We start from the raw sequence: 24,374 nt of genomic DNA, 5'->3' as shown, positions 1-24,374 counted from the left end.
GAGCAAGCTCGCTCCCACAGGGGATCTCCAGTGTTCACACGGTCAGTGTGGGAGCGAGCCTGCTCGCGAAGGCGTCGGCTCAAACGCCGTCGATGTCCGGCCCTTTCACCGTCTGGCTGACCTGCCCATTCACACCCACCGCCACCTCGCCCTTGAGCGTCACCCGCCGCACGATTCGGTCCTGGGTCCCGTAGTCATCCACCGCGTAATGCTGGGTGGAGCGGTTGTCCCAGATCGCCACATCACCGGCCTTCCAGCGCCAGCGCACGATGTTTTCCTGGCGGATCACATGGCTCTGCAACAGACCGAACAGGTGCGCCGAATCGGCCTGGGAATAGCCCTTGATGCGTTTGACGAAATGCCCCAGCAACAGGCTCTTCTCACCGCTGATCGGGTGCACGCGGACCACCGGGTGTTCGGTCTCGTAAACGGTCGAGGTGAAGATCTTGCGATAGCGCTCCAGCTTCTCGGCCGAGACGTCAGGCCGGGTGCCGGCGTAGTCGTATTCGTTGCTGTGCACGGCGACCAGTTTGTCGGCCAGCTCTCGCAGCTCCACCGACAACCCGTCATAGGCGGTGGCGGTGTTGGCCCACAGGGTGTCGCCGCCGAAAGCCGGGGCCACCACCGAGCGCAGGATCGAGGCTTTTGGGTAAGCCTCGACGAAGGTCACGTCGGTGTGCCACGAGCTGGCGCGCTGGCCCTCGGCACCGTCCAGCTCCAGCAGAAAACGCGTGCCTTCGCGCACCGGTACGGTCGGGTGCGCCACCGGTTCGCCGAGCAGGTGGGCGAACGCCTCCTGGCGCTGATCGTCGAGCTGGGTCTGCTCGCGGAAGAAGATCACTTTGTATTGCAGCAGCGCCTGTTGAATGGCTACAACAGTGGCGGCATCCAGCTCGCCGGAAAGCTGTACGCCACGGATTTCGGCACCGATGCGACCGGCCACCGGATGGATTTCAAGCGCGTGAACAGCGGGTTGTACTGCGAAAGCGGCATTGCTCATGGGTGGACCCTCATCAGACTGCTTGCGGTTGAACCGGCCGCGAAACACTGCTCTATCTATATTCCATTTAGATCTAATAGATATCTACATGCTTCGTTGACGGAATAAGAGGTTGCATTTAAAACCTCAGTCAACCCTCGTCGCAAATGCCTTCGAGCTATTTTTAGGATGCCGGAAAAGCATATGGATCTTCGCCAGTTGCGTTACTTCATCGCCCTCGACGAACACCGCAGTTTCGTGCGCGCGGCCGAGGCCATGGGCATTACCCAGCCTGCCTTCAGCCGCAGCATTCAGGGGCTGGAACACGAGTTCGGTTGCGTCCTGGTGGACCGTGGCAACAAGGACCTGCGCCCCACCCCCGAAGGCCTGGTAGTGCTGCAACATGCTCGCAGTCTGGTGCAAGGCGCGGCCCTCTTGAATGCCGAAGTGACGCAGATGACCAAGCTCGATGCCGGCGAGTTGCGCTTCGGTTGCGGCCCGGCACCGGCGGTGAAACTGGTGCCGGATGCGGTGGCGCAATTCATCAACGCGCACCCGAAAGTGCGCACCTGCTTCGAGGTGGATAACTGGGAAAAACTCAGCCGTGCGCTGAGCCGCGAGGAGATCGAGTTCTTCATCGCCGACATCCGCCATTTCGAGTCCGACCCGAACTTCCAGACCCAGGCCCTGACACCCAAGCGCGGCGTATTTTTCTGCCGCCCCGGGCATCCGCTGCTGGCCAAGGAGAGCCTGTCGACCAACGACATGTTCGATTACCCGCTGGCAACCACAATGATCCCGCCAGGCATTCGCAAACTGCTGGCGAACCTCAGTGGACGGGTGGATTTTTCACCGACCATCGAGACCGAGCATTTCCCGGCGCTGGTGAAAGTGGTGCTGCAATCGAATGCGATTGGCGTGGGCACTGAGGAGGCGTTTGTTGAAGACATCGCCCAGGGTTCACTGGCGCTGCTGCACTGGCGCAACCTGCCGCAGAACATCGAGAGCATGAACGCACGGTGCGGGATCGTCAGCCGCACCGGGTTCAGATTGTCGCCGGCGGCGCGGGCGATGATCGAGACGTTGGTGGCGGTGGACAGGCAGCAGATGGCCGTTGCGGTTTGAGGATCAAGAGATCGCAGCCTTCGGCAGTTCCTACACTGATCGATGTAGGAGCTGCCGAAGGCTGCGATCATCTGAGATTTCAGAGCTTGGCCGCAGCCAACTCCGGCGCCACCCAGTCACTGACCTTGAACGACTTTCGAATCAGCTTTTGCTGCGAAGCCAAATCCACCGCATCCTGCAATTTACCCAGGAACACCGGGTCAAGCGTCGACGGGAACACCTCGCTCAGTTTCTGATCCTTCAAATCCTGAGAAAGAATTACCGCCGGATAACTCGCCAGCCCCGACACCAGCTGAATGTAGGCGTCCTTGTTGCTGTCCTGGGTCAGCCACTCCACGGCCTGCTGCTGGGCCTTGAGCAGTTTCGCCACCGCCTCCGGATGCGCATCGACAAACTTCCCGGTCCCTATCAGCACCGCCTGCACACTGCCGGCACCGCCCAGGTCCTTGGTATTGAGCGGCAACTCGGCCAGCCCTTTGGCTTGCAGCGCCGTCAGCCCGGAACCGCCCCACGAGGCATCGATCTGCTTCGCCGCCAGCGCCGCGACCGCCGCGTTGAAGTCGAGGTTGATGACTTTCACATCCTTCTCGCTCAACCCCTGGCTGGCCAGCGCCGCATCGAAGGACAACTGGCTGGCGGTGCCACGGAAGATGGCCACGCGTTTGCCCTTGAGGTCCTGCAGGGTCTTGATCCCCGAACCCGGCACCACGCCGAGGTAATGCTTCACCCCCCGCGCCGAGGCACTGAGCAGTCGCGTATCCAGGCCATTGGACTTGCCGATGATGGCCGCCAGATCGCCGAGGTAGGCCAGGTCAACCTGACCGTTGGCGAACGCTTCGTTGATCACCGGGCCTGCGCCCTTGAAGAAACTCCACTGAATCTTGATGCCTTGATCGGCGAAAGCCTTTTCGAAGATTTGTTGATCACGCAGCACATCCACGACACCGCCACCACTGTGCTGGGTCCCGGCACTCAGGTCCGGCACCGCGATGCGGATTTCCTTGAGCTCACCGGCGTTGGCCGTGAAAGCCAGCAGCCCTGCCAGGGCCGGTGCGGCGAACAGACTGATGACACGTTTGAAGGGAAGGTTCATGGGTGCAGCTCCTTGGGGCAACGGGCGTTGAGGAGCCGAAAGTAGGCCGAAGTGGAACCAACACTTAAATACTATAAATTCACATTTTTAGACTATTTAGATCTATATCAACGCATCCGGGGCTCTTGGCCAGGTATGCAGGAACGGCATCGAAAATATTCTTCGAATGCATTGGATGCAGCTGAGCTGGAGGCCTTAAATGGCTTGGCTTATCTCTCAATAGCATTGATTTGAATTTTTATAGATCGTTTTTGCATACACCGACAACGGAGGTCACCCATGGCCCGTGTTTCCCTTCTCAGCCTGCCGCTGGCCGCGCCACCACTGGAAAACCAGCGCCTCTGGCCCAGTCTGAATCGTCGGCTGTTGCCTTGGTTGCTGCCGGTTACCCTGTTTACCCTTTGGTGGCTCGCCAGCCGCAATCACTGGATGAGCGAGCAGATCCTGCCGGCGCCGACCCTGGTCTGGAACAGTGCGGTGGAATTGTCCCAAGGCGAGTTGTGGAGTCATTTGTGGATCAGCCTGCAACGCTTGTTCTGGGGGCTGCTGGCCGGGATCAGCGCTGGTGCGGTTTTGGGTGCGGCGCTGGGTTTCAGTCGTCGACTGGAGCGCCTGGTATTTCCAACCTTCGCCGGGTTGGCGCAAGTCCCGACCCTGGCCTGGATTCCATTGTTCATGGTGTTTTTCGGCATTGGCGAAGTGCTGAAACTGGTGGTGCTGATCAAGGCCATCGTGGTGCCGGTGACCCTGCATACGCTGGTCGGCGTGCGCGATGCACAACCAAAGCTGCGCGAAGCCGCCGCCGTGTTGCGCCTGCCCAGGCACCTGTTGATCCGGCGCCTGGTGCTGCCTGCCGCGCTGCCGGCATTCATGGCCGGTGTGCGCCTCGCGCTGGCCGCCGGCTGGACTTCACTGCTCGCTGTCGAACTGCTCGCATCCAGCGAAGGCATCGGATACCTGATGGTCTGGGCGCGGCAGCTGTTCATGCTCGACATCGTGTTCGTGTGCATCGTGGTGATCGGCTTGATCGGCGTGGCGATGGATCGCGGCATCGGTCTGCTGGACAGGAAACTGGTGCACTGGCCGCACCCGGCCACCGCCGAAATCCGTCGCGGGCCGCGTTATCAAGGTTGGCAGCGCTTGCAACCGTGGCTGCTGCCACTGACGCTTCTGGCCTTGTGGCAACTGACCTCGGATCAACAGTGGATTGACGCGAACATTCTGGTCAGCCCGCTGGCCGTCCTGCAGACCACAAAGGACGGTTTGCTCGACGGCACACTGCTTGGCGGCATGGCCCTGAGCCTGGGCCGAACCCTTGGCGGATTGCTGCTCGGTGGCGGGTTCGGGTTTGCCTTGGGGCTGTTGCTGGGGTTGTCGCGCACCAGTGAACGCGTGCTCGGCCCAACCCTCGCCGCCATCCGCCAAATCGCCATTTTCGCTTGGGTGCCGCTGCTCACCGCGTGGTTCGGTCTGGGGGAACTGGCCAAGTGGGTGTTCGTTGCCCTCGCCGCCTTTTTCCCGCTGTTTATCGCCACCCAACGCAGCGTCGCCCACCTGTCGCCGCAACTGAACGAGGCCGCGCAGGTGTTGCGCCTGAATCTGCGCCAACGCTTGGGTCGACTGGTGCTACCGGGCGCGGCGCCGGGGATTTTTGCAGGACTTCGATTGAGCCTGATCTACGCCTGGCTCGGCACCGTCGGCGCCGAATATTTCATGCCGTCCAACGGCGGCATCGGCAGCCAGATGATCGGCGCCCAGCAACTGCTGCGCATGGACCTGATCATGGCCGGCATGCTGCTGGTGGGCCTGACCGGTGCGCTGCTCAACCTCATTGGCCAACGCCTGGAAATCCGCGCCACTCGCTGGAGACACGCATGAACGCACCGATTGTCAGCTTCAATCACGTGGGTAAAACCTTTGACGTCGACGGCTTCGAACTGGAGGCCATTCGCGAATTCAACCTGGACATCGCCGAGGGTGAGTTCGTCGCCATCGTCGGCTCCAGTGGTTGCGGCAAATCCACTTTGCTGCGGCTGCTGGTGGGCCTCGATACGCAGTTTCGCGGGCAGATCAGCGTGGACGGGAAAGCCGTCACCGGCATCGGCGGCGAGCGCGGTATCGTCTTTCAGGAACACCGCTTGTTTCCGTGGCTGAGCGTGGCCGACAACATTGGCCTGGGCCTGGTCAACGAGCCCTTGAGCGCTGCGCAAAAGCACAAGCGCATCAGCGATTTCATCGAGTTGGTGGGCTTGAGCGACTTCGCCCGCGCCTATCCGCACCAGCTCTCCGGCGGTATGGCGCAGCGCGTGGCCATCGCTCGTGGCCTGGTGGCCAGCCCACGGATTCTGCTGCTGGACGAGCCCTTCGGCGCCCTCGATGCGCTGACCCGCCAGCAGATGCAGGACGAACTGTTGGCGATCCGCGCCCGGGCAAAAATCACCACTGTACTGGTCACCCACGATGTCGAGGAAGCGATCTTCCTCGCCGACCGCGTGGTGGTGATGGAGCCCCGTCCGGGGCGGATCAAGCAAGTGGTCGACATCGCCCTGCCCCATCCGCGCCAGCGCAGCAGTTTCGACTTCCACCAGCTGCGCGAGGAACTGCTTCACGAACTCACCAGCGACGATCACTACCAGCCCCCCGTGCCGGTGCAGGTCCGCGACCTGCCGCTGTCCTTCATTGCCTACTGAAAAAGGAAATTCCTGATGCCGCAACGTCCCAACTTTCTAGTGATCCTGGCCGACGACCTGGGCTTTTCCGACCTCGGCGCCTTCGGTGGCGAAATCAACACGCCGAACCTCGATGCATTGGCCAACAATGGCCTGCGCCTGACCGACTTCCACACCGCGCCGACCTGCTCGCCGACCCGTTCGATGCTGCTCACCGGCACCGACCACCACATCGCCGGCATCGGCACCATGGCCGAAGCATTGACCCCGGACCTGATCGGCAAACCGGGTTACGAAGGGCACCTGAACGATCGCGTGGTCGCCCTGCCCGAGTTGCTGCGCGAGGCCGGTTACCAGACCTTGATGAGCGGCAAATGGCACCTGGGCCTGACCGCAGAGCTGGCGCCTCACGCCCGGGGTTTCGAGCGTTCGTTCTCGCTGTTGCCCGGTGCGGCCAACCATTACGGCTTCGAGCCGACCTACGATGAAACGACGCCACGGCTGCTGAAATCCACCCCGGCGCTGTACATCGAAGACGACCAATTCATCGATGAACTGCCCAAGGATTTCTATTCCTCCGACGCCTTTGGCGACAAGCTGCTGCAATACCTCAAGGAGCGCGACCAGACTCGGCCGTTCTTCGCCTACCTGCCGTTTTCCGCGCCGCACTGGCCGTTGCAGGCGCCGGCCGAGGTGGTGGCAAAATACCGCGGGCGTTATGACGCCGGCCCTGAAGTACTGCGCCTTGAGCGCCTGGAAAAACTCAAGAAACTGGGGCTGATCGAGGCCGATGTCGAGCCGCATCCATTGATCCAGTTGACTGCACAGTGGGATGCCCTGAGCGACGAGCAACGGCAAATTTCTGCGCGGGCCATGGAGGTCTACGCGGCGATGGTCGAGCGCATGGACTGGAACATCGGGCGCGTCGTCGACTACCTGCGCCAGCAAGGGCAACTGGACAATACCTTCATCCTGTTCATGTCCGATAACGGCGCCGAAGGGGCGCTGCTCGAAGCCTTTCCGAAATTCGGCCCGCAATTGCTGACCTACCTCAACCAGCATTACGACAACAGCCTGGACAACATCGGCCGCGCCAACTCCTACGTCTGGTACGGGCCGAACTGGGCGCAAGTGGCGACCGCGCCGTCGAGACTGTTCAAAGCCTTCACCACCGAAGGCGGGATCCGTGTTCCGGCGCTGGTGCACTACCCCCAGCTACCGCTCAAGGGCCAGATCAGCCATGGGTTTGGCACGGTGATGGACATCACCCCGACCATTCTGGATCTTGCCGGCGTGCGCCATCCGGGCAAGCAATGGCACGGCAAACCCGTGGCGGAAGTTCGCGGGAAGTCGTGGCTTGGGTTTCTGTCGGGTGAGACGGCGCAAGTGCATGACGAGCACACCGTCACCGGGTGGGAGCTGTTTGGGCGACGGGCGATTCGGCAAGGGCAATGGAAGGCGGTGTACATCCCGGGACCGGTGGGGCCGGCGACCTGGCAGTTGTATGACCTGGGCAGTGATCCGGGGGAGATTCATGACCTGGCGTCGAGCCAACCGCACAAGCTCGGTGCCTTGATCGAGCATTGGCAGCGGTATGTGGATGAGACTGGGGTAATCCTGAGTGAGTCGCCGTTTCAGCCGGATTGATTCAGTCTGAACCACCGCTATCGCGAGCAAGCTCGCTCCCACACCGGCCGATGTGATGCAAAGATCGCATTCACACCGACAAACCCTGTGGGAGCGAGCTTGCTCGCGATGGGGCCATCAAACACACACAATCAAACCCCGACTGTACGCACCTTTTGCGCAGCCACGTCTTCCCTGCGCTCAAACCGGTTGGCCCGCGCAAACGTGCCGAAATCATTGAACCGCACGCCCATCTCGCGCATTACCTTGTGCCCCACCGGCACAGTCAACTGGCGGATGTAGAACGGTTCCTTCACCACAAAGTGATGGATCCCGTGGCTGCTGCCGAAGTTGAAGCAGAACGCCTGCAACGGCCACAGCCACCACGCGTTCAGCACCTGGCACTGCTGCATCACGTTGCCCGGCTCCACGTCACCGTAGTAGTGCATGTTCGAGCTGATGAAGTGCAGGCAGAACGTGCGCAACACATTCGGGCCGATGATCACCACCGCCGCGATGTCGATTACCTGCATCACCGACAACGTTGTCGCCGACCACTCGATCGGTGCGCCCATCAGATGCGCAACGCCGTTCGCTGCGTGGAAACCGAGAAACACGTACCACGCACCCCAATGCACCAGCGCCAGCGGTGCGTAGACTTTCAGGGTGCGCTGGATGATGCTGAACTTCATTGCCCAGGTTTTGGCCCGCAGCATGCGGATGAACGACGACATCATGTTGTCGCCAATCATCAAAAACCGCGCGATGCCCCATGGCTCGCCGTTGGTGATGGCGCGTTCTTCCATATCGGTTTCAGAGCCCGACACCTTATGGTGATTGAGGTGCAGATGGCGACGAATCCACGGATTGATGGTGCTCGGCCGCGCCAGCCATACCAGGCCCATCATCAGGTTGTGCGGCACCTTCCGCTTGCGGAAGTACATGCTGTGGATCAGGTCGTGTTCCAGCTCATGGGTCAACGAGGCGAAAAATGCGTTGAGCAGCAGGCACGCCCACCAGGCCATGTGCCCGCTCATGTAGAGCGCCGCCGAACCGACCATACCGGCGATGGCGAAGCTCAGAATGCCCGCGCCGAGGGCGTCCTGATGCTTGAGAATCGGGTATTGCTCGCGCAGCTCGACGCCTCTGGCGAGCACCACTTCACGGATATGGGCCGATCGTTGAGCTGCATTCAGTCGTTGGGGGCTTGCAGAAGTACGGTCCATGCTTCCATCCTCTGGTTATTGATGGTTGCATCCTGCCTTGCGATCCTTCGCAACGCGGTAGCCGAGAACGCCAACCTGTTGACTGGAAGCGCCAATCAGCATGACTGAACCGACCTCCCTCGCCAGCTGGACCCGCGCCCTGCGCAAGCAACTCGATGCCCTGGGCATTGACAGCACCGCCCTGTGCCATCAAGCGGGGCTCGACCCGCAACTGATGGACGACCCGAACGCGCGCTATCCGCTGTCGGGCACCACGCACCTGTGGAATCTGGCGGTGCAGGCCAGCGGCGATCCGGCGATTGGTTTACGGGTGTCGCGTTTCGTCAGCCCGACCACCTTCCATGCGCTGGGTTATGCACTGGTGGCCAGCGGCAGCCTGCGGGAAGTGTTCGAGCGCATCGTGCGCTATCACCAGGTGGTTAGCGATGCCCTGGAGCTGGAACTGACCCGCGCCGAGGATCGCTACCATTTCCGCCTGAAAATCCCGTCCGGCAACCCGGCCCCGGCCTTTGAAGCCATCGATGCGTTCATGGCGATTTACGTGCGCACCTGCCGCAATCGCCTGGGCCGTGAATACGCACCACTAGCGACCTACCTGCGCCGCCCGGAGCCGGCAGACGCGCATCAATGGCATAAAGTCTTTCGCTCGCCCGTGCACTTCGGCGCCGACGAGGATCGACTGGAATTCGCCCTCGTCGACTTCGACAGCCACCTGGACGATGCCAATCCGGAGCTGGCCGAACACAATGAAACCGTGCTCAAGCGCACCCTGGCGCAACTCAAGCCGCTGACGTGGGAGCGCAAGGTCCGCGACGCCATTGAAGAACAACTGCCCGAAGGCGAACCCAGCGCCGAACACATCGCCAAGGCCCTGCACCTGAGCCTGCGCAGCCTGCAACGGCACCTGGCCGATGAAGGCTACCGGTTCGATACGCTGCTCAACGAAAGCCGTGAAAATCTGGCGCTGCTGCACTTGCGTGACCCGCAATGTTCGTTGAGCGAGATCAGTTATCTGCTCGGGTTTGCCGACACCAGCAGCTTCAGCCGCGCCTTCAAGCGCTGGACCGGGATGACGCCGGGGCAGTTTCGGGATGGGTTGCGCTGATCAGCCTTTGACCAGGCTGCGCGCAATACCCTCGTTCCACTGCTCCAGCATCGCCTCTCCAACCTCGGCAAAGGCACTGTTTGCCTTTATGTGTTGGCCCATCTCGCCCATCGCCATTGCCATCCCATGGATGACCTGTTGCAGCAATTCGTTGCAGCGCCCCTCGGTCAAATTGCAGGCGGAGCGACCAAATCGCATCAGCATTTTGTGCTTGGGCCACGCCTTCGATCCGCCCAATAGCAACGCCATGCTATCGGTCTTGATGTAGACCGACGTGGTGATGATGTCGTAGGCAGGTGCCAGGCAGATTGGCGAATCGACACCGCAGTCTTCGTACAGAACGCCGAAATTCTTGAGGTGCGCGTCGCCATTTTTCAGACCCGATGACAGCGCGACGATTTTGAAAAACGACTCCAGTGCCTGATTGAGCAAAGGCGGAGAAACAAAGGCCTTGATCTGCTTGGCCGCACCTTCGTACGAACCATCGTATTTGGCTTTTGATGGCCAGGCATTGAGCACGCAGAAGTCCTCGAACCCCAGGTAACCTTTTTCATTCAGGTCGAAGCGTTCAACGATCAAAAACTTGTCGTGCTCACTGAGTTCAAACTTCGGCACCTCAAGACCCGAATGCAACGCCGCCCGCATGCAGAAGTATTCATTGGCAGCGAGTTCCGGGTATTGCTCAGGACGAAAGGCTTTGACCAGATGCGTGGCCCCCCGATGGGACAGCCGATCGATGGTTGACGCGCTGTCACGCACCAGTACCTTCGGCTGTACACCGGAAACGCCTGAATACTGGCCATAGGTCTGCAAGAGGTCTTCGAACAGACCTTGCGCACCATCATGTACAAGTAGGTCCGCCAGGCTGGTTTCAGGTGGCTGGTCGACCGACCCCGGCGCCTTTGAAATGCCGACTCTTCCGAGCTGGTGCGGGCCGACGATGGCAAGCATCGAGAAATCGTCAAACCCTCGGACGGCCTTGCTGAAGCGACGAGTCAATTCATCGCGCAGGGCTCCCTCAGGCAGATTCATTTCGAAAACCGGTGGAACACCTGGTTCCCACGCGTAACTCTCCAGCCGCACCGGCATGGTCAACGAGACGGCGTTTTGTTCGGGCGCGTTTTCGGCGTAGGCAAACACGGTATCAACAGGTGACTGACCACGGCCAAGGACTCCCACCGCACTGTTGGAAACGCTGATAGCCAGTCGATCCTTTTCCTGCGGCTCATCCATGGAAATCCACCTTTTTGAGGGTGTCCAGCGTCGGCCGCTTCGACTGTCGCGGCACGGCAGTCAGCTCATAACCGAAGCCATTGAGGATCGCCTCGACCTTGCGCAGACCAATTTCGGAGAGGGTGTTGTTTTCGATGCCGGAGATCGTCGCCCGGCTCATTCCGAATTGCCGTGCCAATGCCTGCTGGGAGAGTTTTCTTTCCTTGCGTAACGTTCGGATCAGCTTGCCAAGGTTTTCCATTTCACCACCATGCATCGTATACAGTGCATATTTTATCAAATTGACGATTTGCATTGTATTTAGTGCAGATCGTGATTCAAGTCCAGCGACATTTGCTGACGCCCCTACCGGGCATCAAACTTCGCCAACACCCGCAACCGCTCGGCATCGAGAATTTCAATTTCGCCGTAACTCAGCCCGATGATCCCCTGCCCCTGCAAATCCTTGAGGATCTGGTTGGTGGTCTGGCGCGACAGCGACAACATGGCGGCAAGCTGCTCCTGGGGCAGTTGCAGGACGCGGCGCGGTGGGGCGGTCTCGCCATAGCCTTCGGCGATCATCAACAAGCGGTGCGCCAGCCGTGCAGGGGCCGGCAACAGGCTCAGTTGTTCGAGGTTGATGAAGGTCATGCGCAATTTCTGGCTCATCAGCAAAGCCAGTTGTCGCCAGTGCTGCGGATGCTCGTCGAGCAGCGCCAGCAAAGTGTTCTGGGGAATGTGCAGCAGCGTGCACTGGCCCACGCCGTAGGCATCGTGGGTGCGTGGCTGGCCGTCGAACAGACAGATTTCGCCGAACCAGTGCGGCGGCTCCACCAGGCTCAGCAACGCTTCCTTGCCCTGCTCGCTCACGGCACCGACGCGCACCGCGCCTTCAAGCACCGCGTACAGACCGCAGGGCGGATCGCCACGTTTGAACAGCCGCTGGCCCGGCGACAGGCGCCGCAGCCTGGCCACCGACAGCAGGCTATCCTGTAGGGAAACAGGCAAATGGCTGAACCACTGACCGCTCATCAGGCGTGGACGCCAGACCTGCATATCCATGAAAACTCCTAGAGATTGTCGCCTGGCTGACAGAGCGGGAAGTGACCCCGGGGCATGATCAATCACCCCACAGGAGAACAACAATGAAAAACCTCGTCGACCACCTCAGTCAATATGCCGCCTACCACCGTGACCCGCGCAACATTGCCTCGCACTTTATCGGCATTCCGCTGATCGTGGTGGCCGTCGCGGTGTTGCTGTCGCGACCGGAATGGTCGCTGGGCGGCGTGTGGATGTCACCGGCGGTGCTCGTCTCGCTGGCATCGGCGTGGTTTTACCTGCGCCTAGAGCTGCGCCTGGGCGTGTTGATGACGGTATTGCTCGGTCTGTCCGTGTGGGCAGGCCATGCGCTGGCGCAACAAAGCACGCTGGTCTGGCTGGGCAGCGGTGTGGCGATGTTCGTGATCGGCTGGGCGATCCAGTTTGTCGGCCATCACTACGAAGGACGCAAACCGGCATTTGTCGATGACGTGACCGGGTTGATTGTCGGGCCGCTGTTTGTGGTGGCCGAACTGGCGTTCATGCTGGGGATGCGACATGAGCTCAAAGAGCAGATTGAGGCGCGGGCGGGTGGGGTGCGGGTCAATCCGAAGCGTGCAGCTGTCTAGATCGCATTCGCGGGCAAGCCCGCTCCCACAGGGTTTCGGGTTAACCGCAGGTTTTGTGGTCAACACCGATTCAATGTGGGAGCGGGCTTGCTCGCGAAGCTTTTGATTTTAAATATTCGCGACCTTCTGCCAGACCTTCGGCTTGAAGAACAACGTCTCGCCCTTCGCCAATCCAACCAGGCTGTCGTGATCCTTGACCACTTCGGCTTCGATCAGATCGCTCTGCCCTTCGACCTTCAGCGTCACCCGCGTTGTCGCGCCCAGCGGACGAATATCGCGCACCTCCGCTGCGTGGTGATCTTCCAGTTCATGGCGCGACAGCGACACCTCGTGCGGGCGGAACAACACGTGCTTGTCTTCGCCCAGATGCAGACGGTTCGAATCACCGAGGAAGTGATAGACGAAATCGCTGGCCGGGTTTTCGTAGACGTCACCCGGTGAACCGATCTGCTCGATCACACCCTTGTTCATCACCACGATGCGGTCGGCGACTTCCATCGCTTCTTCCTGGTCATGGGTCACGAACACCGAGGTCAGGTTGATGTCTTCGTGCAGACGCGCCAACCAGCGGCGCAGCTCTTTACGGACCTTGGCGTCGAGGGCACCGAAAGGTTCGTCGAGCAGCAGCACTTTCGGCTCCACCGCCAGCGCTCGGGCCAAGGCAATGCGCTGACGCTGACCGCCGGAGAGTTGCTCCGGGTAGCGGTCCGACAACCAGTCAAGTTGCACCATGTTCAGCAGTTCGTGGACTTTGGTTGCGATCTGGCTTTCGCTCGGGCGCTGGTTTTTCGGCTTCATGCGCAGGCCGAACGCGACGTTGTCGAACACCGTCATGTGGCGGAACAGGGCGTAGTGCTGGAACACGAAACCGACGTTGCGATCTCGCACGTCGTGGCCGGAAACGTCTTCACCGTGGAACACGATGTTGCCCTGATCCGGGGTCTCCAGGCCTGCGATTATCCGCAGCAGCGTGGTCTTGCCGCAGCCCGACGGACCGAGCAACGCGACGAGTTCGCCGCTCTGGATGTCCAGGCTGATGTTGTCCAGCGCCTTGAAGGCATGGAAGTTCTTGCTGACGTTACGCACTTCGATCGACATGAATTATTCCTCCGCGGCGCTGGCGCGCAGGCGGTTAATACGGTTTTCGCTCCACTGCTTGAGCAGCAGGATGAAGAGCGCCAGGATCAGCAACAGGCTCGCCACGGCGAACGCGGCCACGTGGTTGTATTCGTTGTAGAGGATCTCGACGTGCAACGGCAGGGTGTTGGTCACCCCGCGAATGTGCCCGGAAACCACCGACACCGCACCGAACTCCCCCATGGCCCGCGCGGTACACAACACCACGCCGTAGATCAGGCCCCATTTGATGTTGGGCACGGTGACGTGCCAGAACATCTGCCAGCCGTTGGCCCCGAGCAGGCGCGCGGCCTCCTCTTCCTGAGTGCCTTGCTCCTGCATCAGCGGGATCAGCTCCCGGGCCACGAACGGCACGGTGACGAAAATCGTCGCCAGCACGATGCCCGGCAGGGCGAAGACGATCTGGATGTCGTGGTCCTGCAACCATGGGCCGAACAGGCCCTGGGCGCCGAACATCAACACATAGACCAGACCGGCGATCACCGGCGACACCGAGAACGGCAGGTCGATCAATGTCACCAGCATGCTCTTGCCGCGGAACGAGTATTTGCTCACGCACCAGGCGGCGCTGACGCCAAACACCAGGTTCAGCGGCACGGAGATCAGTACGGCGATGACCGTGAGCTTCAGTGCCGACAGCGCGTCCGGCTCAAAGATCGCGGTGAAAAACGCCCCGAGGCCGAGCTTCAGCCCTTGGGACACCACGATGAACAGCGGCAACAGCAGGAACAGCGCAAAAATCAGCCAGCCAAGGCCGATCAGGATTCGCCGCGAAGTCGCACTGCCACGACGGGCAGCGTTCGAGGAAGCGGCAGCAATAGACGATTGGGACATGGGTGCGCCTCCTTATGGGGTTTCGATGCGCCGCTGCAACAAGTTGATCAGCAACAACAGGACGAAGGAAACCACCAGCATCAGTACACCAATGGAGGTAGCGCCGGTGTAATCGTATTGGTCGAGCTTGACCATGATCAGCAGCGGCAGAATCTCGGTCTTCATCGGCATGTTGCCGGCGATGAAAATCACCGAACCGTACTCGCCGACCCCGCGGGCAAAGGCCAAAGCGAAACCGGTGAGCCATGCCGGAAGCAGTGCCGGCAGCAGGATATGGCGGAAAACCTGCAAGGGTTTTGCACCTAGGCACGCTGCCGCTTCTTCCACTTCACGAGGAATATCCGCCAATACTGGCTGTACGGTACGTACCACGAATGGAAGTGTCACAAAAGTGAGGGCAAGGGTGATGCCCAGAGGGGTGTAGGCGATCTTGAAACCCAGATCCGCTGCAAACTGACCCACCAGACCGGTAGGGGTGTACAACGCTGTCAGTGCAATACCGGCCACCGCCGTGGGCAATGCGAACGGCAAGTCGATCATTGCATCGATCACTTTTCGTCCAGGGAAGGTATAGCGCACTAATACCCAGGCCAGCAGCGTGCCGATGATGCCGTTGATGATCGCGGCACACAGGGCGGTGCCGAAGCTGAGCTTCAACGCCGCCAGCACCCGTGGCGCCGAGATGATTGCCCAGAACTGATCCCAGGTGAGTTGAGCGGCATGCACGAACATCGCCGCCAGTGGTATGAGCACAATCAGGCTGAGGTACACCAAGGTGTAGCCCAGCGTCAGCCCGAAGCCGGGTATGACGGGGGAGATACGACGCGACATAAAAGTCCTTGGTTGAGAACGCACTGAGCCCCGGAGGTGAATCCGGGGCTCGTTGATGGCTATTTAAGATTACTGCGCCTGATAGATCTGGTCGAACACGCCCCCGTCATTGAAGAATTTCGGCTGTGCGGCTTTCCAGCCGCCGAAGTCCTTGTCGATGCTCACCAGTTCCAGTTTCGGGAACTGCTGGGCGTACTTGGCGGCCACGTCCTTGTCACGTGGACGATAGAAGTTCTTCGCCGCGATTTCCTGGCCGGCCGGGCTGTACAGGTGCTTGAGGTAGGCCTCGGCGATCTGCTCGTTGCCCTTTTTCTCGGCGTTCTTGTCGACCACCGCCACCGGTGGCTCGGCGAGGATCGACAGCGAAGGCACGACGATGTCGAACTTGTCGGCGCCGCCCTCTTCTTTCAGGGCCAGGAAGGCTTCGTTTTCCCAGGCCAGCAATACGTCGCCCTGACCGTTGTTGACGAAGGTAATGGTCGAGCCGCGAGCGCCGGTGTCCAGCACTGGCACGTGCTTGAACAGGGTCTGTACGTATTCCTTGGCCTTGGCTTCGTCGCCGCCATTGGCTTTCAGGCCATAGGCCCACGCCGCGAGGAAGTTCCAGCGCGCACCGCCGGAGGTTTTCGGGTTCGGCGTGATCACCGATACGTCATTCTTGACCAGGTCGCCCCAGTCCTTGATGCCTTTAGGGTTGCCCTTGCGCACCAGGAACACGATGGTCGAGGTGTAAGGCGTGCTGGCATCCGGCAGGCGTTTTTGCCAGTCGGCCGGCAGGGATTTGCCGAGCTTGGCGATTTCGTCGATGTCACCGGCCAGGGCCAGGGTCACGACGTCGGCACGCAGGCCATCGATCACCGCCCGGCCTTGCTTGCCCGAACCGCCGTGGGATTGCTGGACCTTCACGGTGTCGCCCGCATGCTCCTTCTGCCAGAACTTGATGAACTCGGCGTTGTAGTCCTGGTACAGCTCGCGGGTCGGGTCGTACGACACGTTGAGCAGCTCGTAGTCCTTGGCAACGGCGGAACCGGCAAAAAGGGCGCTGGCCAGGGCGGCCAAAGCGAAATGACGAATCGACGACATGGTGAAAGCTCCTGGAATTCTTGGTTTGTTGGCTTTTTTATGGATTTCTGGAATCGCGTTGCCGGTTCAAAGATCGCAGCCTTCGGCAGCTCCTACAGGTGATTGCGTGCTTCTGTAGGAGCTGCCGCAGGCTGCGATCCCCTTCAACCCGGCTTGTTGCCCGGCTGCTGCAAACGGAATTTTTCTTTGCGTTCGATCTGCACCACCTGGGCGTTGTGCACGGTGATTTCCACGGCACCAAAACGCAGATCGCGCAGGGCACTCTGGATTTCACGCAGGATGGTGGCTTCGTCTTGACCGTCGACGCTACGCAGGGATGCGCTCATATTGCTGCTCCTTCAACTGAGAGGTTGCCTCGCAGTGTCGGCACTGCTTGCGGCTTGAGAGCAATACTAGAGAGACACGGATATTCTTAAAAAGACTATTTAAGAATGTTTATATAACCAGAAGAGATTAACTGAAGGGACAAGGGTTTGAGGTGAATCACCCTCTTTCAGACACACCAAAAACCTGTGGGAGTGAGCTTGCTCCCACAGGGATTTTGTAAATCAGGCGATGACCGGCGCATGAGCCCAATCGAGCTGCACCGCCGGCACCGGCCGCCCGAACCAGTAACCCTGCCCCAGATCACATCCCTGCTCGAGCAGGAAAGCAGCCTGTTCGACCTGCTCGATCCCCTCGGCATGCACCTGCATGCCCATGCTTTGCGCCAGGGCAATGATCACCCGTGAAATCGCCGCATCGTCCTCATCCCACGGCAATCCGGCGACAAAGCCCTGGTCGATTTTCAACTTTTGTACCGGCAGACGCTTGAGCCGCAGCAGCGATGAGTAACCCGTGCCGAAATCGTCGATGGCCAGGCGCACACCCAGCTCGCGCAGGCGATGCATCTGCTCCAGTGCGACTTCAGGGTCTTCCATCACCGCGCTTTCAGTGACTTCCAGCTCCAGAAACGCCGGTTCCAGCCCGGTTTCGCGCAAGACCTGCGCCACCTGCTGATACAGCTCACGGCGGGCGAACAGGCGCGAAGAAACATTGACCGCGACGAACGACAGCACCACCCCGCCCTGCTGCCACTGGCACATCTGCCGGCACGCCTGCGCCATGACCCATGCATCGATTTCAGCAATCAGACCGGTTCGTTCGGCGACCGGAATGAATTCCGCTGGCGACACCAGGCCCCGCTGCGGATGCTGCCAACGCACCAGCGCCTCGACGCCAATCAGGCGACTGGTCTTGAGGTCGTGAACCGGCTGGTAATGGACCCGCAGCTCTTGCCGGTCCAGGGCACGGCGCAATTCGAAGGCGATCTCCACCCGTTGCTGGGCGTGGGCCGTCAGCTCTTCGGTGTACAGGGCATAATCATTGCGCCCCGTGCTCTTGGCCTTGAACAGTGCAGAGTCGGCATTGCGCAGCAGTTGCTCGACGCTCAACGCATCGCTGGGGAACAGGCTGATTCCGATGCTGGTATTGATGAACAACTGATGGTCATCGATAGAGAAAGGTGCTTTGAGGCCGTCGATGATCCGCTGGGCCAACGCAGCGGCCTGAACCAGTTGCGGACAGCTTTCGGCGAGTACGGCGAATTCATCTCCGCCCAGCCTGGCCAGGGTGATGCCCGGGCCGAACATGGCACCCAGGCGCTCGGCCACGGCCTTGAGCAACTGGTCGCCGATGGTATGCCCGAGGCTGTCGTTGATCATCTTGAAGTGATCGAGATCGATCATCAGCAGCGCGCAGCCACGCTTGTGCACCTGTGCCGAGGCCAGGGCCTGTTCGGCGCGGTCGGTGAACAGCAGGCGATTCGGCAGGTCGGTCAGCGGATCGTGGTGCGCCAGGTGCATCAGCTCGTGTTCGGAGTTCTTGATTGCACTGATGTCGGAAAACACCGCCACATATTGGCTCGGCTGGCCGTAATCGTCGTGGATCAGGCGGATCGTTTGCCATTGCGGGTAAATCTCGCCGCTTTTGCGCCGGTTCCAGATTTCCCCACTCCACTCCCCGACACTGGCGAGCGTGGCAAACATCACCTGATAGAACTCAGGGGAATGTCGCCCGGACTTGAACAGATTGGGCCGCCGCCCCAGCACGTCCTCACACCCGTAACCGGTGATTTCCATGAACGCCCGGTTCACGTGGACGATCACACCTTCCCGGTTGGTGACCAGCACACCTTCGCGGGTACAGTCGAACACTGCCGCGGCCTGGCGCAAGCGCATGCGGTCGGCATCGCGCTCACGCAATTTGGCGCCGATACCCAGACACCGCAGCAACCGCGCCCGGGCAATGAAGACCAACCCGGCACTGAACAACACCCAGACATAACCGTTGATCAGTTGCCATCGCAGTCGCTCGGCAGAGCTATCGAAGAAACTGTTTAATAAATAGCCACTGATCTGCAGCCAAACCACAGAAAGCAACAGATAGAGCAGCGCTGCGCGCAAGGCATCGCGATAGGTGGCAGACATCCGGCGATCCATGTCCCTACAAAAAGGTTGGAATTATAGTTTAAAGACACATCCAGCCACTCTTATCTGAAAGGGCGACTGGTTTTCTGTGTGGGCTTAGTGATAATGCAACGGCTGTTTTTTCTTTATCGAGGGCCCTATAGCCTATGTGGTACGAAGGTTTTCTTGGCTTGTCGCCCTGGTCGCTGGTAGCAGTCACCCTGCTGATGACCCACGTCACGATCATCGCCGTCACGGTCTATCTGCATCGTTACTCCGCCCATCGCTCCCTGGAGCTGAATGGGGGTCTCAAGCATTTCTTCCGTTTCTGGCTGTGGCTGACCACGGCGCAGAACACCCGTGAGTGGACCGCCATCCACCGCAAGCATCACGCCAAATGCGAAACCGTCGATGATCCGCACAGCCCGGTCATCAAGGGTTTGTCCACGGTGCTGCGCAAAGGCGCCGAGCTGTACCGCGCCGAAGCGGAAAACCCCGAGACGCTGCGCATCTACGGCAAGAACTGCCCCGAAGACTGGATCGAGCGCAACCTCTACAGCCGCTTCCCGCTGCTGGGCATCGCGATCATGGGTGTTATCGACCTGCTGCTGTTCGGCACCATCGGCATCACCATCTGGGCCATCCAGATGATGTGGATCCCGGTGTGGGCCGCCGGCGTGGTCAATGGCCTGGGTCATGCCATCGGCTACCGCAACTTCGAATGCCGCGATGCGGCGACCAACCTGGTGCCTTGGGGCATCCTGATTGGCGGTGAAGAACTGCATAACAACCATCACACCTACCCTAACTCGGCAAAACTGTCGGTGAAGAAGTGGGAATTCGACCTGGGCTGGGCGTGGATTCAAGTCTTCAGCTTCCTGCGCCTGGCCAAGGTTCAACGGGTTGCGCCGATTGCCCATCGCGTCGAAGGCAAGGGCAACCTGGACATGGATACCGCTATGGCGATCCTCAACAACCGCTTCCAGATCATGGCCCAGTACCGCAAATTGGTGATCGGCCCGCTGGTCAAGCAAGAGCTGGAAAAGGTCGATCACTCGGTACGTCACCAGTTCCACCGGGCCAAACGCCTGCTTTCGCGGGAGACCAGCCTGCTGGATGACAAACACCATGTACGCATCCAGAACATGCTCGAGCACAGTCAGGCGCTGAAGGTAATTTACGAGAAACGCCTGGCCCTGCAGCAGATCTGGGTCAAGACCAGCTCAAATGGTCACGACATGCTGGCGGCCATCAAGGACTGGGTACACGAAGCCGAAGCCAGCGGGATTCAATCCCTGCGCGACTTCGCCGGTCAATTGAAGACTTACTCCCTGCGTCCTGCCGCTGTCTGAAAATACCTGTGGGAGCAGGCTCGCTCCCACATTGTTTTTGGCCATAAAAAAGCATCGCCAGTACCGCCCGGCGGGAGCCAGCTCCCTCGCCACAATAGGCGGGAACTTCATCTGAAAAGCCCTATCTCAAAGACACTTCGCCATCCCCGGCGGGCTTGGTGTTGGCCGCTATCCAACACGCGGCGTGCCCTTTGAGATTTGTGTCGATGGCCCAAAAGAACCTGCAAGACTCATCTCCGTCACATAGGCCAGAGGCCGCGCAGACTCTGATAGCGCTGATGCAAGCCCAAGGCGAAGTCGCACGTCTGAGCGAGCGCGAACAGTTGCTCAGCACCTTGCTGATGAGCGTCAACGCGGTGCTATGGGCATTCGATTGGGAAACCCGCCAGGTGCTTTACGTCAGCCCCGCCTATGAACGGATTTTTGGCCGTTCGGCTGATCTGCTGCTGGCCGACTGCAATCAATGGCGCGACAGCATCTACCCTGACGACCTGGACCATGCCGAACGCAGCCTGGCCGAAGTGCTGGACAAAGGCGCCGTCGAAGACCGCGAGTATCGAATCATTGCCGCCGACGGGCAGGTGCGCTGGCTCAGCGACAAATGCTACGTCAACCGCCAGGCCGAGCCGGGGCAACCGGTGATCATCGTCGGCATCGCCGAAGACATCACCGACAAAAAGCGGATGGAAAGCGAGCTGCACCGCCTGGCCACCACCGACGCGCTGACCCAGAGCAGCAATCGCCGGCATTTCTTCGAATGCGCCCACCGCGAGTTTGCACACGCCCGGCAACGGGGCGAGCCGCTGTCGTTCCTGATGCTGGACATCGATGACTTCAAAATCATCAACGACACCTACGGTCACCAGAAAGGCGACAACGTGTTGCAACGCATCGCCGATAGCGGCCGCGCAGCGTTGCGCCGTGGCGACCTGTTCGGGCGCATTGGCGGTGAAGAGTTCGCAGCGGTGTTTCCCGGCTGTACGCCGCAGATGGCCCTGCAAGTGGCTGAACGCTTGCACCGGCAGATTCAGCGATTGCGTTTCACCCATGAAGGCCGGACGTTCGGAATCACTGTCAGCCAGGGCCTGACCAGCTTGACCGCCGCGGATGAAAACGTGGAAAACCTGTTTTCCCGGGCGGATGCCGCGATGTACCGGGCCAAGCGCGAGGGCAAGAACCGGATTGTCACTGCCTGACAGGATCACCCTGGAACCCACAGGGGTTGGTGGTGTACTTACTTCCTGCGCAAACGCATCAACTCCGGCAAGCCGATCTTGAGCAACCGCGCCGTCCGGCTCTTCGCCAGCTCCTCGATGCCCTCATGCTCGGTCAGGCGGGCCATCTGCGCCGCCATGTTCATCACCAGCGCTTCGCGGGAGTAAACCCCGCCACCGAGCTGGTAGGCCGCCGCAATCAGCTCCCGCAACTCCAGCGGCAGGCGCCAGCGCGTGCGCAGGGCCGAACCATAGGCCGCGCCAAATTCAACCAGCGCTTCGCCCACTTCCTCCAACTCGTCCAGTTCGCCACCGGCCTGCTGCCATTCCTGCAAGCAGCGCAGCAACGCCAAATCGCCGAGACGATGCAACATGCCGGCGCAATAGCACCGTTCCTGATCCAGATCGAGCAAGCGCGCCAGCGTCCGCGCGTATTCAGCGGTGTGCAGTGACAGATCCCAGTAACGCTCGGCATAGTCGGCCAATTGCGGATCGCTGAGCCGGGCACTGCGCTTGAGCGCCAGCCCGAGAATCAGGTTCATGCTCTGCCCGGTGCCCAGGCGATGCAGCGCCTGGGACAGGGTTTGCACAGCGGCGCCGTGGTGCTGGGCCGCGCTGTTGGCAGCGGCGATCAGCACGGCCGTGACCTGCGGATCGGTACGGATTTCGTCTTCCAGCACCGTCAGGTCGAGGCCGTTGGGATTGAGGCTGCGCTTGACCGCCACTTGCACGTCGGTCATCAGCGGCGCGCCGTCGGCCAATTCCCGGCGACGCTCCAGAAACACCGACAACGTCATGCCCGGTGCCAGCGCCGGCACTTCGCACGAGACTTCTTCGCCAGCGTTCAGCAACAACCCCTGCAACCGCTGGGTCAGGCTTTGCATATTCAGGGGCTTGGTCAGGTACGCGGCCGGCGCCAGCGGCAAGGCCTCGCGCACGCTGGCACTGTCGTTGCGACTGCTCATGAGGATGAAGGGCAGCGGCGGGTTGCGTTTGCGCTGACGGATGTTGCGCAGGACGTTCAGGCCATCGACGCCCGGCAACTCCCAGTCGGCGATGACCAGGTCATAGGGGTTGGCGGCCAATAGTTCCAGCGCTTGCTGGCCATCGGCGCACAAATCCAGCCGCGCATCGCAGCGTACGTTCAATAACACTTCCTTGAGCAAATCCCGGGACCAGGGGTCGGCCTCGGCAATCAGGACTCTTGGAACGGCGGGTAAAATGACGGTTGTCATACAGCTCTCCCTGGCAATGCAGGAACCTTAGCCAATGCTGGCCATTCGATACAGCGCTAATGCGCGGGATGTGTTTCCAGGGACATGAAAAAACCCGCCGAAGCGGGTTTTTTGTGGATCAGGTCACACTGGGGGATCAGAGCTCGGAGAAGCACTCTTCGATGATCGCCAGACCTTTGTCCAGTTGCTCGTCCGGCGAGGTCAGCGGTACCAGGACGCGCAGAACGTTGCCGTAGGTGCCGCAGGACAGCAGGATCAGACCCTTGTCGCGAGCCTTGGCCACAACGGACGCCACGGCTGCAGCGTTCGGTTTGTGGCTGTCGCCGTTTTCGAACAGCTCGACAGCGATCATCGCGCCCAGGGCACGGACTTCACCGATCACCGGGTACTTGGCCTGGATGGCCTTCAGGCCGGTTACCAGACGCTCGCCAACAGCCTTGCAACGATCCAGCAGGTGCTCTTCTTCGAACACTTCCATCACGGCCAGGGCCGCGGCGCAAGCGATCGGGCTACCGGCGTAGGTGCCGCCCAGGCCGCCTGGAGCGATGGCGTCCATGTATTCGGCCTTGCCGCACACACCGGCCAGCGGGAAGCCGCCAGCGATGGATTTGGCGAAGGTGGTCAGGTCGGCAGCAACGCCCATCTGTTCCATGGCGAAGAAAGTACCGGTACGGCCAGCGCCAGTCTGTACTTCGTCAGCGATCAGCAGGATGCCGTGCTGGTCGCAAAGGGCACGCAGACGCTTCATGAATTCTTTCGGAGCGACGTAGAAACCACCTTCGCCCTGAACCGGCTCGATGATGATCGCGGCGATGTCACGTGGCTCTGCATCGTTCTTGAAGATGCGCTCGATGGATGCGATCGAATCGTCGATGCTCACACCGTGCAGTTCGTTCGGGTACAGCGCGCGGAACACGCCGCCTGGCATCAGGCCCATGCCGGCCGAGTAAGGCACGACTTTACCGGTCAGGCCCAGGGTCATCATGGTGCGACCGTGGTAGGCGCCGGTGAAAGCGATCACGCCGGCACGGCCAGTGGCGGCACGGGCGATCTTGATGGAGTTTTCCACGGCTTCGGAGCCGGTGGTCACCAGCAGGGTTTTCTTGTCGAAATCACCTGGGACCTTGGCGTTGATTTTTTCGCACACTTCCACGTACGGCTCGTAGGCCAGAACCTGGAAGCAGGTGTGGGTCAGCTTGTTCAGCTGCTCGGTCACGGCAGCGATGACTTTCGGGTGCAAGTGGCCGGTGTTCAGTACGGCGATACCGCCGGCGAAGTCGATGAACTCACGACCTTCAACGTCGGTTACGGTCGCGTTCTTCGCGGAATCGGCGAAGATCGGGTGAATCTGGCCAACACCACGTGGTACAGCAGCGGTACGGCGGGCCATCAAAGAAGCGTTAGTCTTGCTCATACATTCCTCATTCACCGCTCATCGGGCGGCGTGGTTCAAGGATAAAGCGACGGGGAGCAACGGCGGCAGCATGCGATGATCGACTGCCACAGCGTTCCCGGCCACCGAGAAAATTCCGGTTT

Annotated in this window: 22 protein-coding genes; 8 read left to right on the top strand and 14 right to left on the bottom strand. The window is 60.5% G+C overall.

The genetic code is table 11. The features are described 5' to 3' along the window. Positions 1 to 79: 79 nt before the first annotated feature. Positions 80 to 1,000 (bottom strand): TauD/TfdA dioxygenase family protein, encoded by a 921-nt coding sequence (locus tag AC3IP0_RS00900; protein WP_489326454.1) that lies wholly within the window; start codon positions 998 to 1,000, stop codon positions 80 to 82. Positions 1,001 to 1,183: 183 nt separating this feature from the next. Between AC3IP0_RS00900 and AC3IP0_RS00895 the strand changes: the two genes are divergently transcribed. Then, entirely contained in the window at positions 1,184 to 2,104 is a 921-nt protein-coding gene (locus AC3IP0_RS00895; RefSeq protein WP_477755169.1) for a LysR family transcriptional regulator, read from the top strand. A gap of 79 nt (positions 2,105 to 2,183) precedes the next feature. Here AC3IP0_RS00895 and AC3IP0_RS00890 read toward each other — a convergent pair whose 3' ends face one another. Continuing rightward, a complete protein-coding gene (locus tag AC3IP0_RS00890; protein WP_489317890.1) occupies positions 2,184 to 3,197 on the bottom strand; it encodes an ABC transporter substrate-binding protein in 1,014 nt (337 codons plus the stop codon). Between the two features lie 279 nt (positions 3,198 to 3,476). Between AC3IP0_RS00890 and AC3IP0_RS00885 the strand changes: the two genes are divergently transcribed. The 3 genes from AC3IP0_RS00885 to AC3IP0_RS00875 are packed head-to-tail and all read left to right on the top strand — an operon-like array spanning position 3,477 to position 7,513. Beyond that, on the top strand, positions 3,477 to 5,075 hold the full coding sequence (locus AC3IP0_RS00885; RefSeq protein ID WP_489326453.1) for an ABC transporter permease: 1,599 nt from the start codon (positions 3,477 to 3,479) through the stop codon (positions 5,073 to 5,075). Then, a complete protein-coding gene (locus AC3IP0_RS00880) occupies positions 5,072 to 5,887 on the top strand; it encodes an ABC transporter ATP-binding protein (RefSeq protein WP_223457285.1) in 816 nt (271 codons plus the stop codon). Before AC3IP0_RS00885 ends, AC3IP0_RS00880 begins: the two co-directional genes overlap by 4 nt. A 15-nt stretch (positions 5,888 to 5,902) precedes the next feature. Further along, complete coding sequence (locus tag AC3IP0_RS00875; protein WP_489326451.1) at positions 5,903 to 7,513, top strand: arylsulfatase; 1,611 nt, start codon at positions 5,903 to 5,905, stop codon at positions 7,511 to 7,513. A 131-nt stretch (positions 7,514 to 7,644) separates the two neighbouring features. On the opposite strand, the gene AC3IP0_RS00870 is transcribed toward AC3IP0_RS00875, so the two are convergent. Next, positions 7,645 to 8,718: a fatty acid desaturase gene (locus AC3IP0_RS00870; RefSeq protein WP_489317887.1), complete on the bottom strand. Its 1,074-nt coding sequence runs from the start codon at positions 8,716 to 8,718 to the stop codon at positions 7,645 to 7,647. A gap of 100 nt (positions 8,719 to 8,818) precedes the next feature. Here AC3IP0_RS00870 and AC3IP0_RS00865 point away from each other — a divergent pair, with 100 nt between their 5' ends. Then, positions 8,819 to 9,823: an AraC family transcriptional regulator gene (locus AC3IP0_RS00865; RefSeq protein ID WP_489326450.1), complete on the top strand. Its 1,005-nt coding sequence runs from the start codon at positions 8,819 to 8,821 to the stop codon at positions 9,821 to 9,823. Here the strand turns inward: AC3IP0_RS00865 and AC3IP0_RS00860 are convergent, their stop codons facing one another. The 3 genes from AC3IP0_RS00860 to AC3IP0_RS00850 all read right to left on the bottom strand — a co-directional run bounded on the left by AC3IP0_RS00860 (position 9,824) and on the right by AC3IP0_RS00850 (position 12,097). Continuing rightward, positions 9,824 to 11,056 (bottom strand): type II toxin-antitoxin system HipA family toxin, encoded by a 1,233-nt coding sequence (locus AC3IP0_RS00860; RefSeq protein WP_489326448.1) that lies wholly within the window; start codon positions 11,054 to 11,056, stop codon positions 9,824 to 9,826. After that, a complete protein-coding gene (locus AC3IP0_RS00855; protein WP_489327773.1) occupies positions 11,049 to 11,297 on the bottom strand; it encodes a helix-turn-helix domain-containing protein in 249 nt (82 codons plus the stop codon). The genes AC3IP0_RS00860 and AC3IP0_RS00855 overlap by 8 nt, the downstream gene beginning before the upstream one ends. Before the next feature lie 104 nt (positions 11,298 to 11,401). Then, positions 11,402 to 12,097: a Crp/Fnr family transcriptional regulator gene (locus AC3IP0_RS00850; RefSeq protein ID WP_489326447.1), complete on the bottom strand. Its 696-nt coding sequence runs from the start codon at positions 12,095 to 12,097 to the stop codon at positions 11,402 to 11,404. An 83-nt stretch (positions 12,098 to 12,180) separates the two neighbouring features. On the opposite strand from AC3IP0_RS00850, the gene AC3IP0_RS00845 reads away from it, so the two are divergent. Then, positions 12,181 to 12,705 (top strand): Mpo1 family 2-hydroxy fatty acid dioxygenase, encoded by a 525-nt coding sequence (locus AC3IP0_RS00845; RefSeq protein WP_489317883.1) that lies wholly within the window; start codon positions 12,181 to 12,183, stop codon positions 12,703 to 12,705. 108 nt (positions 12,706 to 12,813) lie between these two features. Here the strand turns inward: AC3IP0_RS00845 and AC3IP0_RS00840 are convergent, their stop codons facing one another. From AC3IP0_RS00840 to dibA, 6 genes are all read right to left on the bottom strand, one after another. Beyond that, a complete protein-coding gene (locus AC3IP0_RS00840; RefSeq protein ID WP_046040728.1) occupies positions 12,814 to 13,803 on the bottom strand; it encodes a sulfate/molybdate ABC transporter ATP-binding protein in 990 nt (329 codons plus the stop codon). Positions 13,804 to 13,806: 3 nt separating this feature from the next. Continuing rightward, positions 13,807 to 14,676: a sulfate ABC transporter permease subunit CysW gene (cysW, locus tag AC3IP0_RS00835; protein ID WP_007972954.1), complete on the bottom strand. Its 870-nt coding sequence runs from the start codon at positions 14,674 to 14,676 to the stop codon at positions 13,807 to 13,809. 12 nt (positions 14,677 to 14,688) lie between these two features. Then, positions 14,689 to 15,507, bottom strand: a complete 819-nt coding sequence (cysT, locus tag AC3IP0_RS00830; protein ID WP_007972956.1) for a sulfate ABC transporter permease subunit CysT — start codon at positions 15,505 to 15,507, stop codon at positions 14,689 to 14,691. 69 nt (positions 15,508 to 15,576) lie between these two features. Next, positions 15,577 to 16,590 (bottom strand): sulfate ABC transporter substrate-binding protein, encoded by a 1,014-nt coding sequence (locus AC3IP0_RS00825; protein WP_489317882.1) that lies wholly within the window; start codon positions 16,588 to 16,590, stop codon positions 15,577 to 15,579. A 143-nt stretch (positions 16,591 to 16,733) separates the two neighbouring features. Further along, on the bottom strand, positions 16,734 to 16,916 hold the full coding sequence (gene oscA, locus AC3IP0_RS00820; protein WP_007975618.1) for a sulfur starvation response protein OscA: 183 nt from the start codon (positions 16,914 to 16,916) through the stop codon (positions 16,734 to 16,736). A gap of 222 nt (positions 16,917 to 17,138) precedes the next feature. Further along, positions 17,139 to 19,058, bottom strand: coding sequence for a phosphodiesterase DibA (gene dibA / locus AC3IP0_RS00815; RefSeq protein WP_489326446.1), 1,920 nt, complete (start codon positions 19,056 to 19,058; stop codon positions 17,139 to 17,141). Positions 19,059 to 19,204: 146 nt separating this feature from the next. Between dibA and desA the strand changes: the two genes are divergently transcribed. Together desA and AC3IP0_RS00805 are read left to right on the top strand one after the other, a co-directional pair. Continuing rightward, the gene (desA, locus tag AC3IP0_RS00810) at positions 19,205 to 20,389 is read left to right on the top strand and encodes a delta-9 fatty acid desaturase DesA (protein ID WP_150755900.1); all 1,185 of its coding nucleotides are present in this window, start codon (positions 19,205 to 19,207) and stop codon (positions 20,387 to 20,389) included. Between the two features lie 206 nt (positions 20,390 to 20,595). Beyond that, entirely contained in the window at positions 20,596 to 21,585 is a 990-nt protein-coding gene (locus AC3IP0_RS00805; RefSeq protein ID WP_489326445.1) for a GGDEF domain-containing protein, read from the top strand. 38 nt (positions 21,586 to 21,623) lie between these two features. Here AC3IP0_RS00805 and AC3IP0_RS00800 read toward each other — a convergent pair whose 3' ends face one another. Further along, a complete protein-coding gene (locus AC3IP0_RS00800) occupies positions 21,624 to 22,838 on the bottom strand; it encodes an HDOD domain-containing protein (RefSeq protein ID WP_489326444.1) in 1,215 nt (404 codons plus the stop codon). A 136-nt stretch (positions 22,839 to 22,974) separates the two neighbouring features. Next, positions 22,975 to 24,252, bottom strand: a complete 1,278-nt coding sequence (gene gabT, locus AC3IP0_RS00795; protein ID WP_489317878.1) for a 4-aminobutyrate--2-oxoglutarate transaminase — start codon at positions 24,250 to 24,252, stop codon at positions 22,975 to 22,977. Positions 24,253 to 24,374 lie beyond the last annotated feature (122 nt).

The sequence above is a fragment of the Pseudomonas sp. GL_103 genome (genome assembly GCF_057835175.1).
The sequence above is the reverse complement of the archived record's forward strand: the minus strand, read 5'-3'. Positions and strand labels throughout refer to the sequence as shown.

Bases quoted from the DNA above. Each gene is read 5' to 3' on its own strand.
- AC3IP0_RS00900 (WP_489326454.1), bottom strand. From the start codon at position 1,000: ATGAGCAATGCCGCTTTCGCAGTACAACCCGCTGTTCACGCGCTTGAA.
- AC3IP0_RS00895 (WP_477755169.1), top strand. From the start codon at position 1,184: ATGGATCTTCGCCAGTTGCGTTACTTCATCGCCCTCGACGAACACCGC.
- AC3IP0_RS00890 (WP_489317890.1), bottom strand. From the start codon at position 3,197: ATGAACCTTCCCTTCAAACGTGTCATCAGTCTGTTCGCCGCACCGGCC.
- AC3IP0_RS00885 (WP_489326453.1), top strand. From the start codon at position 3,477: ATGGCCCGTGTTTCCCTTCTCAGCCTGCCGCTGGCCGCGCCACCACTG.
- AC3IP0_RS00880 (WP_223457285.1), top strand. From the start codon at position 5,072: ATGAACGCACCGATTGTCAGCTTCAATCACGTGGGTAAAACCTTTGAC.
- AC3IP0_RS00875 (WP_489326451.1), top strand. From the start codon at position 5,903: ATGCCGCAACGTCCCAACTTTCTAGTGATCCTGGCCGACGACCTGGGC.
- AC3IP0_RS00870 (WP_489317887.1), bottom strand. From the start codon at position 8,718: ATGGACCGTACTTCTGCAAGCCCCCAACGACTGAATGCAGCTCAACGA.
- AC3IP0_RS00865 (WP_489326450.1), top strand. From the start codon at position 8,819: ATGACTGAACCGACCTCCCTCGCCAGCTGGACCCGCGCCCTGCGCAAG.
- AC3IP0_RS00860 (WP_489326448.1), bottom strand. From the start codon at position 11,056: ATGGATGAGCCGCAGGAAAAGGATCGACTGGCTATCAGCGTTTCCAAC.
- AC3IP0_RS00855 (WP_489327773.1), bottom strand. From the start codon at position 11,297: ATGGAAAACCTTGGCAAGCTGATCCGAACGTTACGCAAGGAAAGAAAA.
- AC3IP0_RS00850 (WP_489326447.1), bottom strand. From the start codon at position 12,097: ATGGATATGCAGGTCTGGCGTCCACGCCTGATGAGCGGTCAGTGGTTC.
- AC3IP0_RS00845 (WP_489317883.1), top strand. From the start codon at position 12,181: ATGAAAAACCTCGTCGACCACCTCAGTCAATATGCCGCCTACCACCGT.
- AC3IP0_RS00840 (WP_046040728.1), bottom strand. From the start codon at position 13,803: ATGTCGATCGAAGTGCGTAACGTCAGCAAGAACTTCCATGCCTTCAAG.
- cysW (WP_007972954.1), bottom strand. From the start codon at position 14,676: ATGTCCCAATCGTCTATTGCTGCCGCTTCCTCGAACGCTGCCCGTCGT.
- cysT (WP_007972956.1), bottom strand. From the start codon at position 15,507: ATGTCGCGTCGTATCTCCCCCGTCATACCCGGCTTCGGGCTGACGCTG.
- AC3IP0_RS00825 (WP_489317882.1), bottom strand. From the start codon at position 16,590: ATGTCGTCGATTCGTCATTTCGCTTTGGCCGCCCTGGCCAGCGCCCTT.
- oscA (WP_007975618.1), bottom strand. From the start codon at position 16,916: ATGAGCGCATCCCTGCGTAGCGTCGACGGTCAAGACGAAGCCACCATC.
- dibA (WP_489326446.1), bottom strand. From the start codon at position 19,058: ATGTCTGCCACCTATCGCGATGCCTTGCGCGCAGCGCTGCTCTATCTG.
- desA (WP_150755900.1), top strand. From the start codon at position 19,205: ATGTGGTACGAAGGTTTTCTTGGCTTGTCGCCCTGGTCGCTGGTAGCA.
- AC3IP0_RS00805 (WP_489326445.1), top strand. From the start codon at position 20,596: ATGGCCCAAAAGAACCTGCAAGACTCATCTCCGTCACATAGGCCAGAG.
- AC3IP0_RS00800 (WP_489326444.1), bottom strand. From the start codon at position 22,838: ATGACAACCGTCATTTTACCCGCCGTTCCAAGAGTCCTGATTGCCGAG.
- gabT (WP_489317878.1), bottom strand. From the start codon at position 24,252: ATGAGCAAGACTAACGCTTCTTTGATGGCCCGCCGTACCGCTGCTGTA.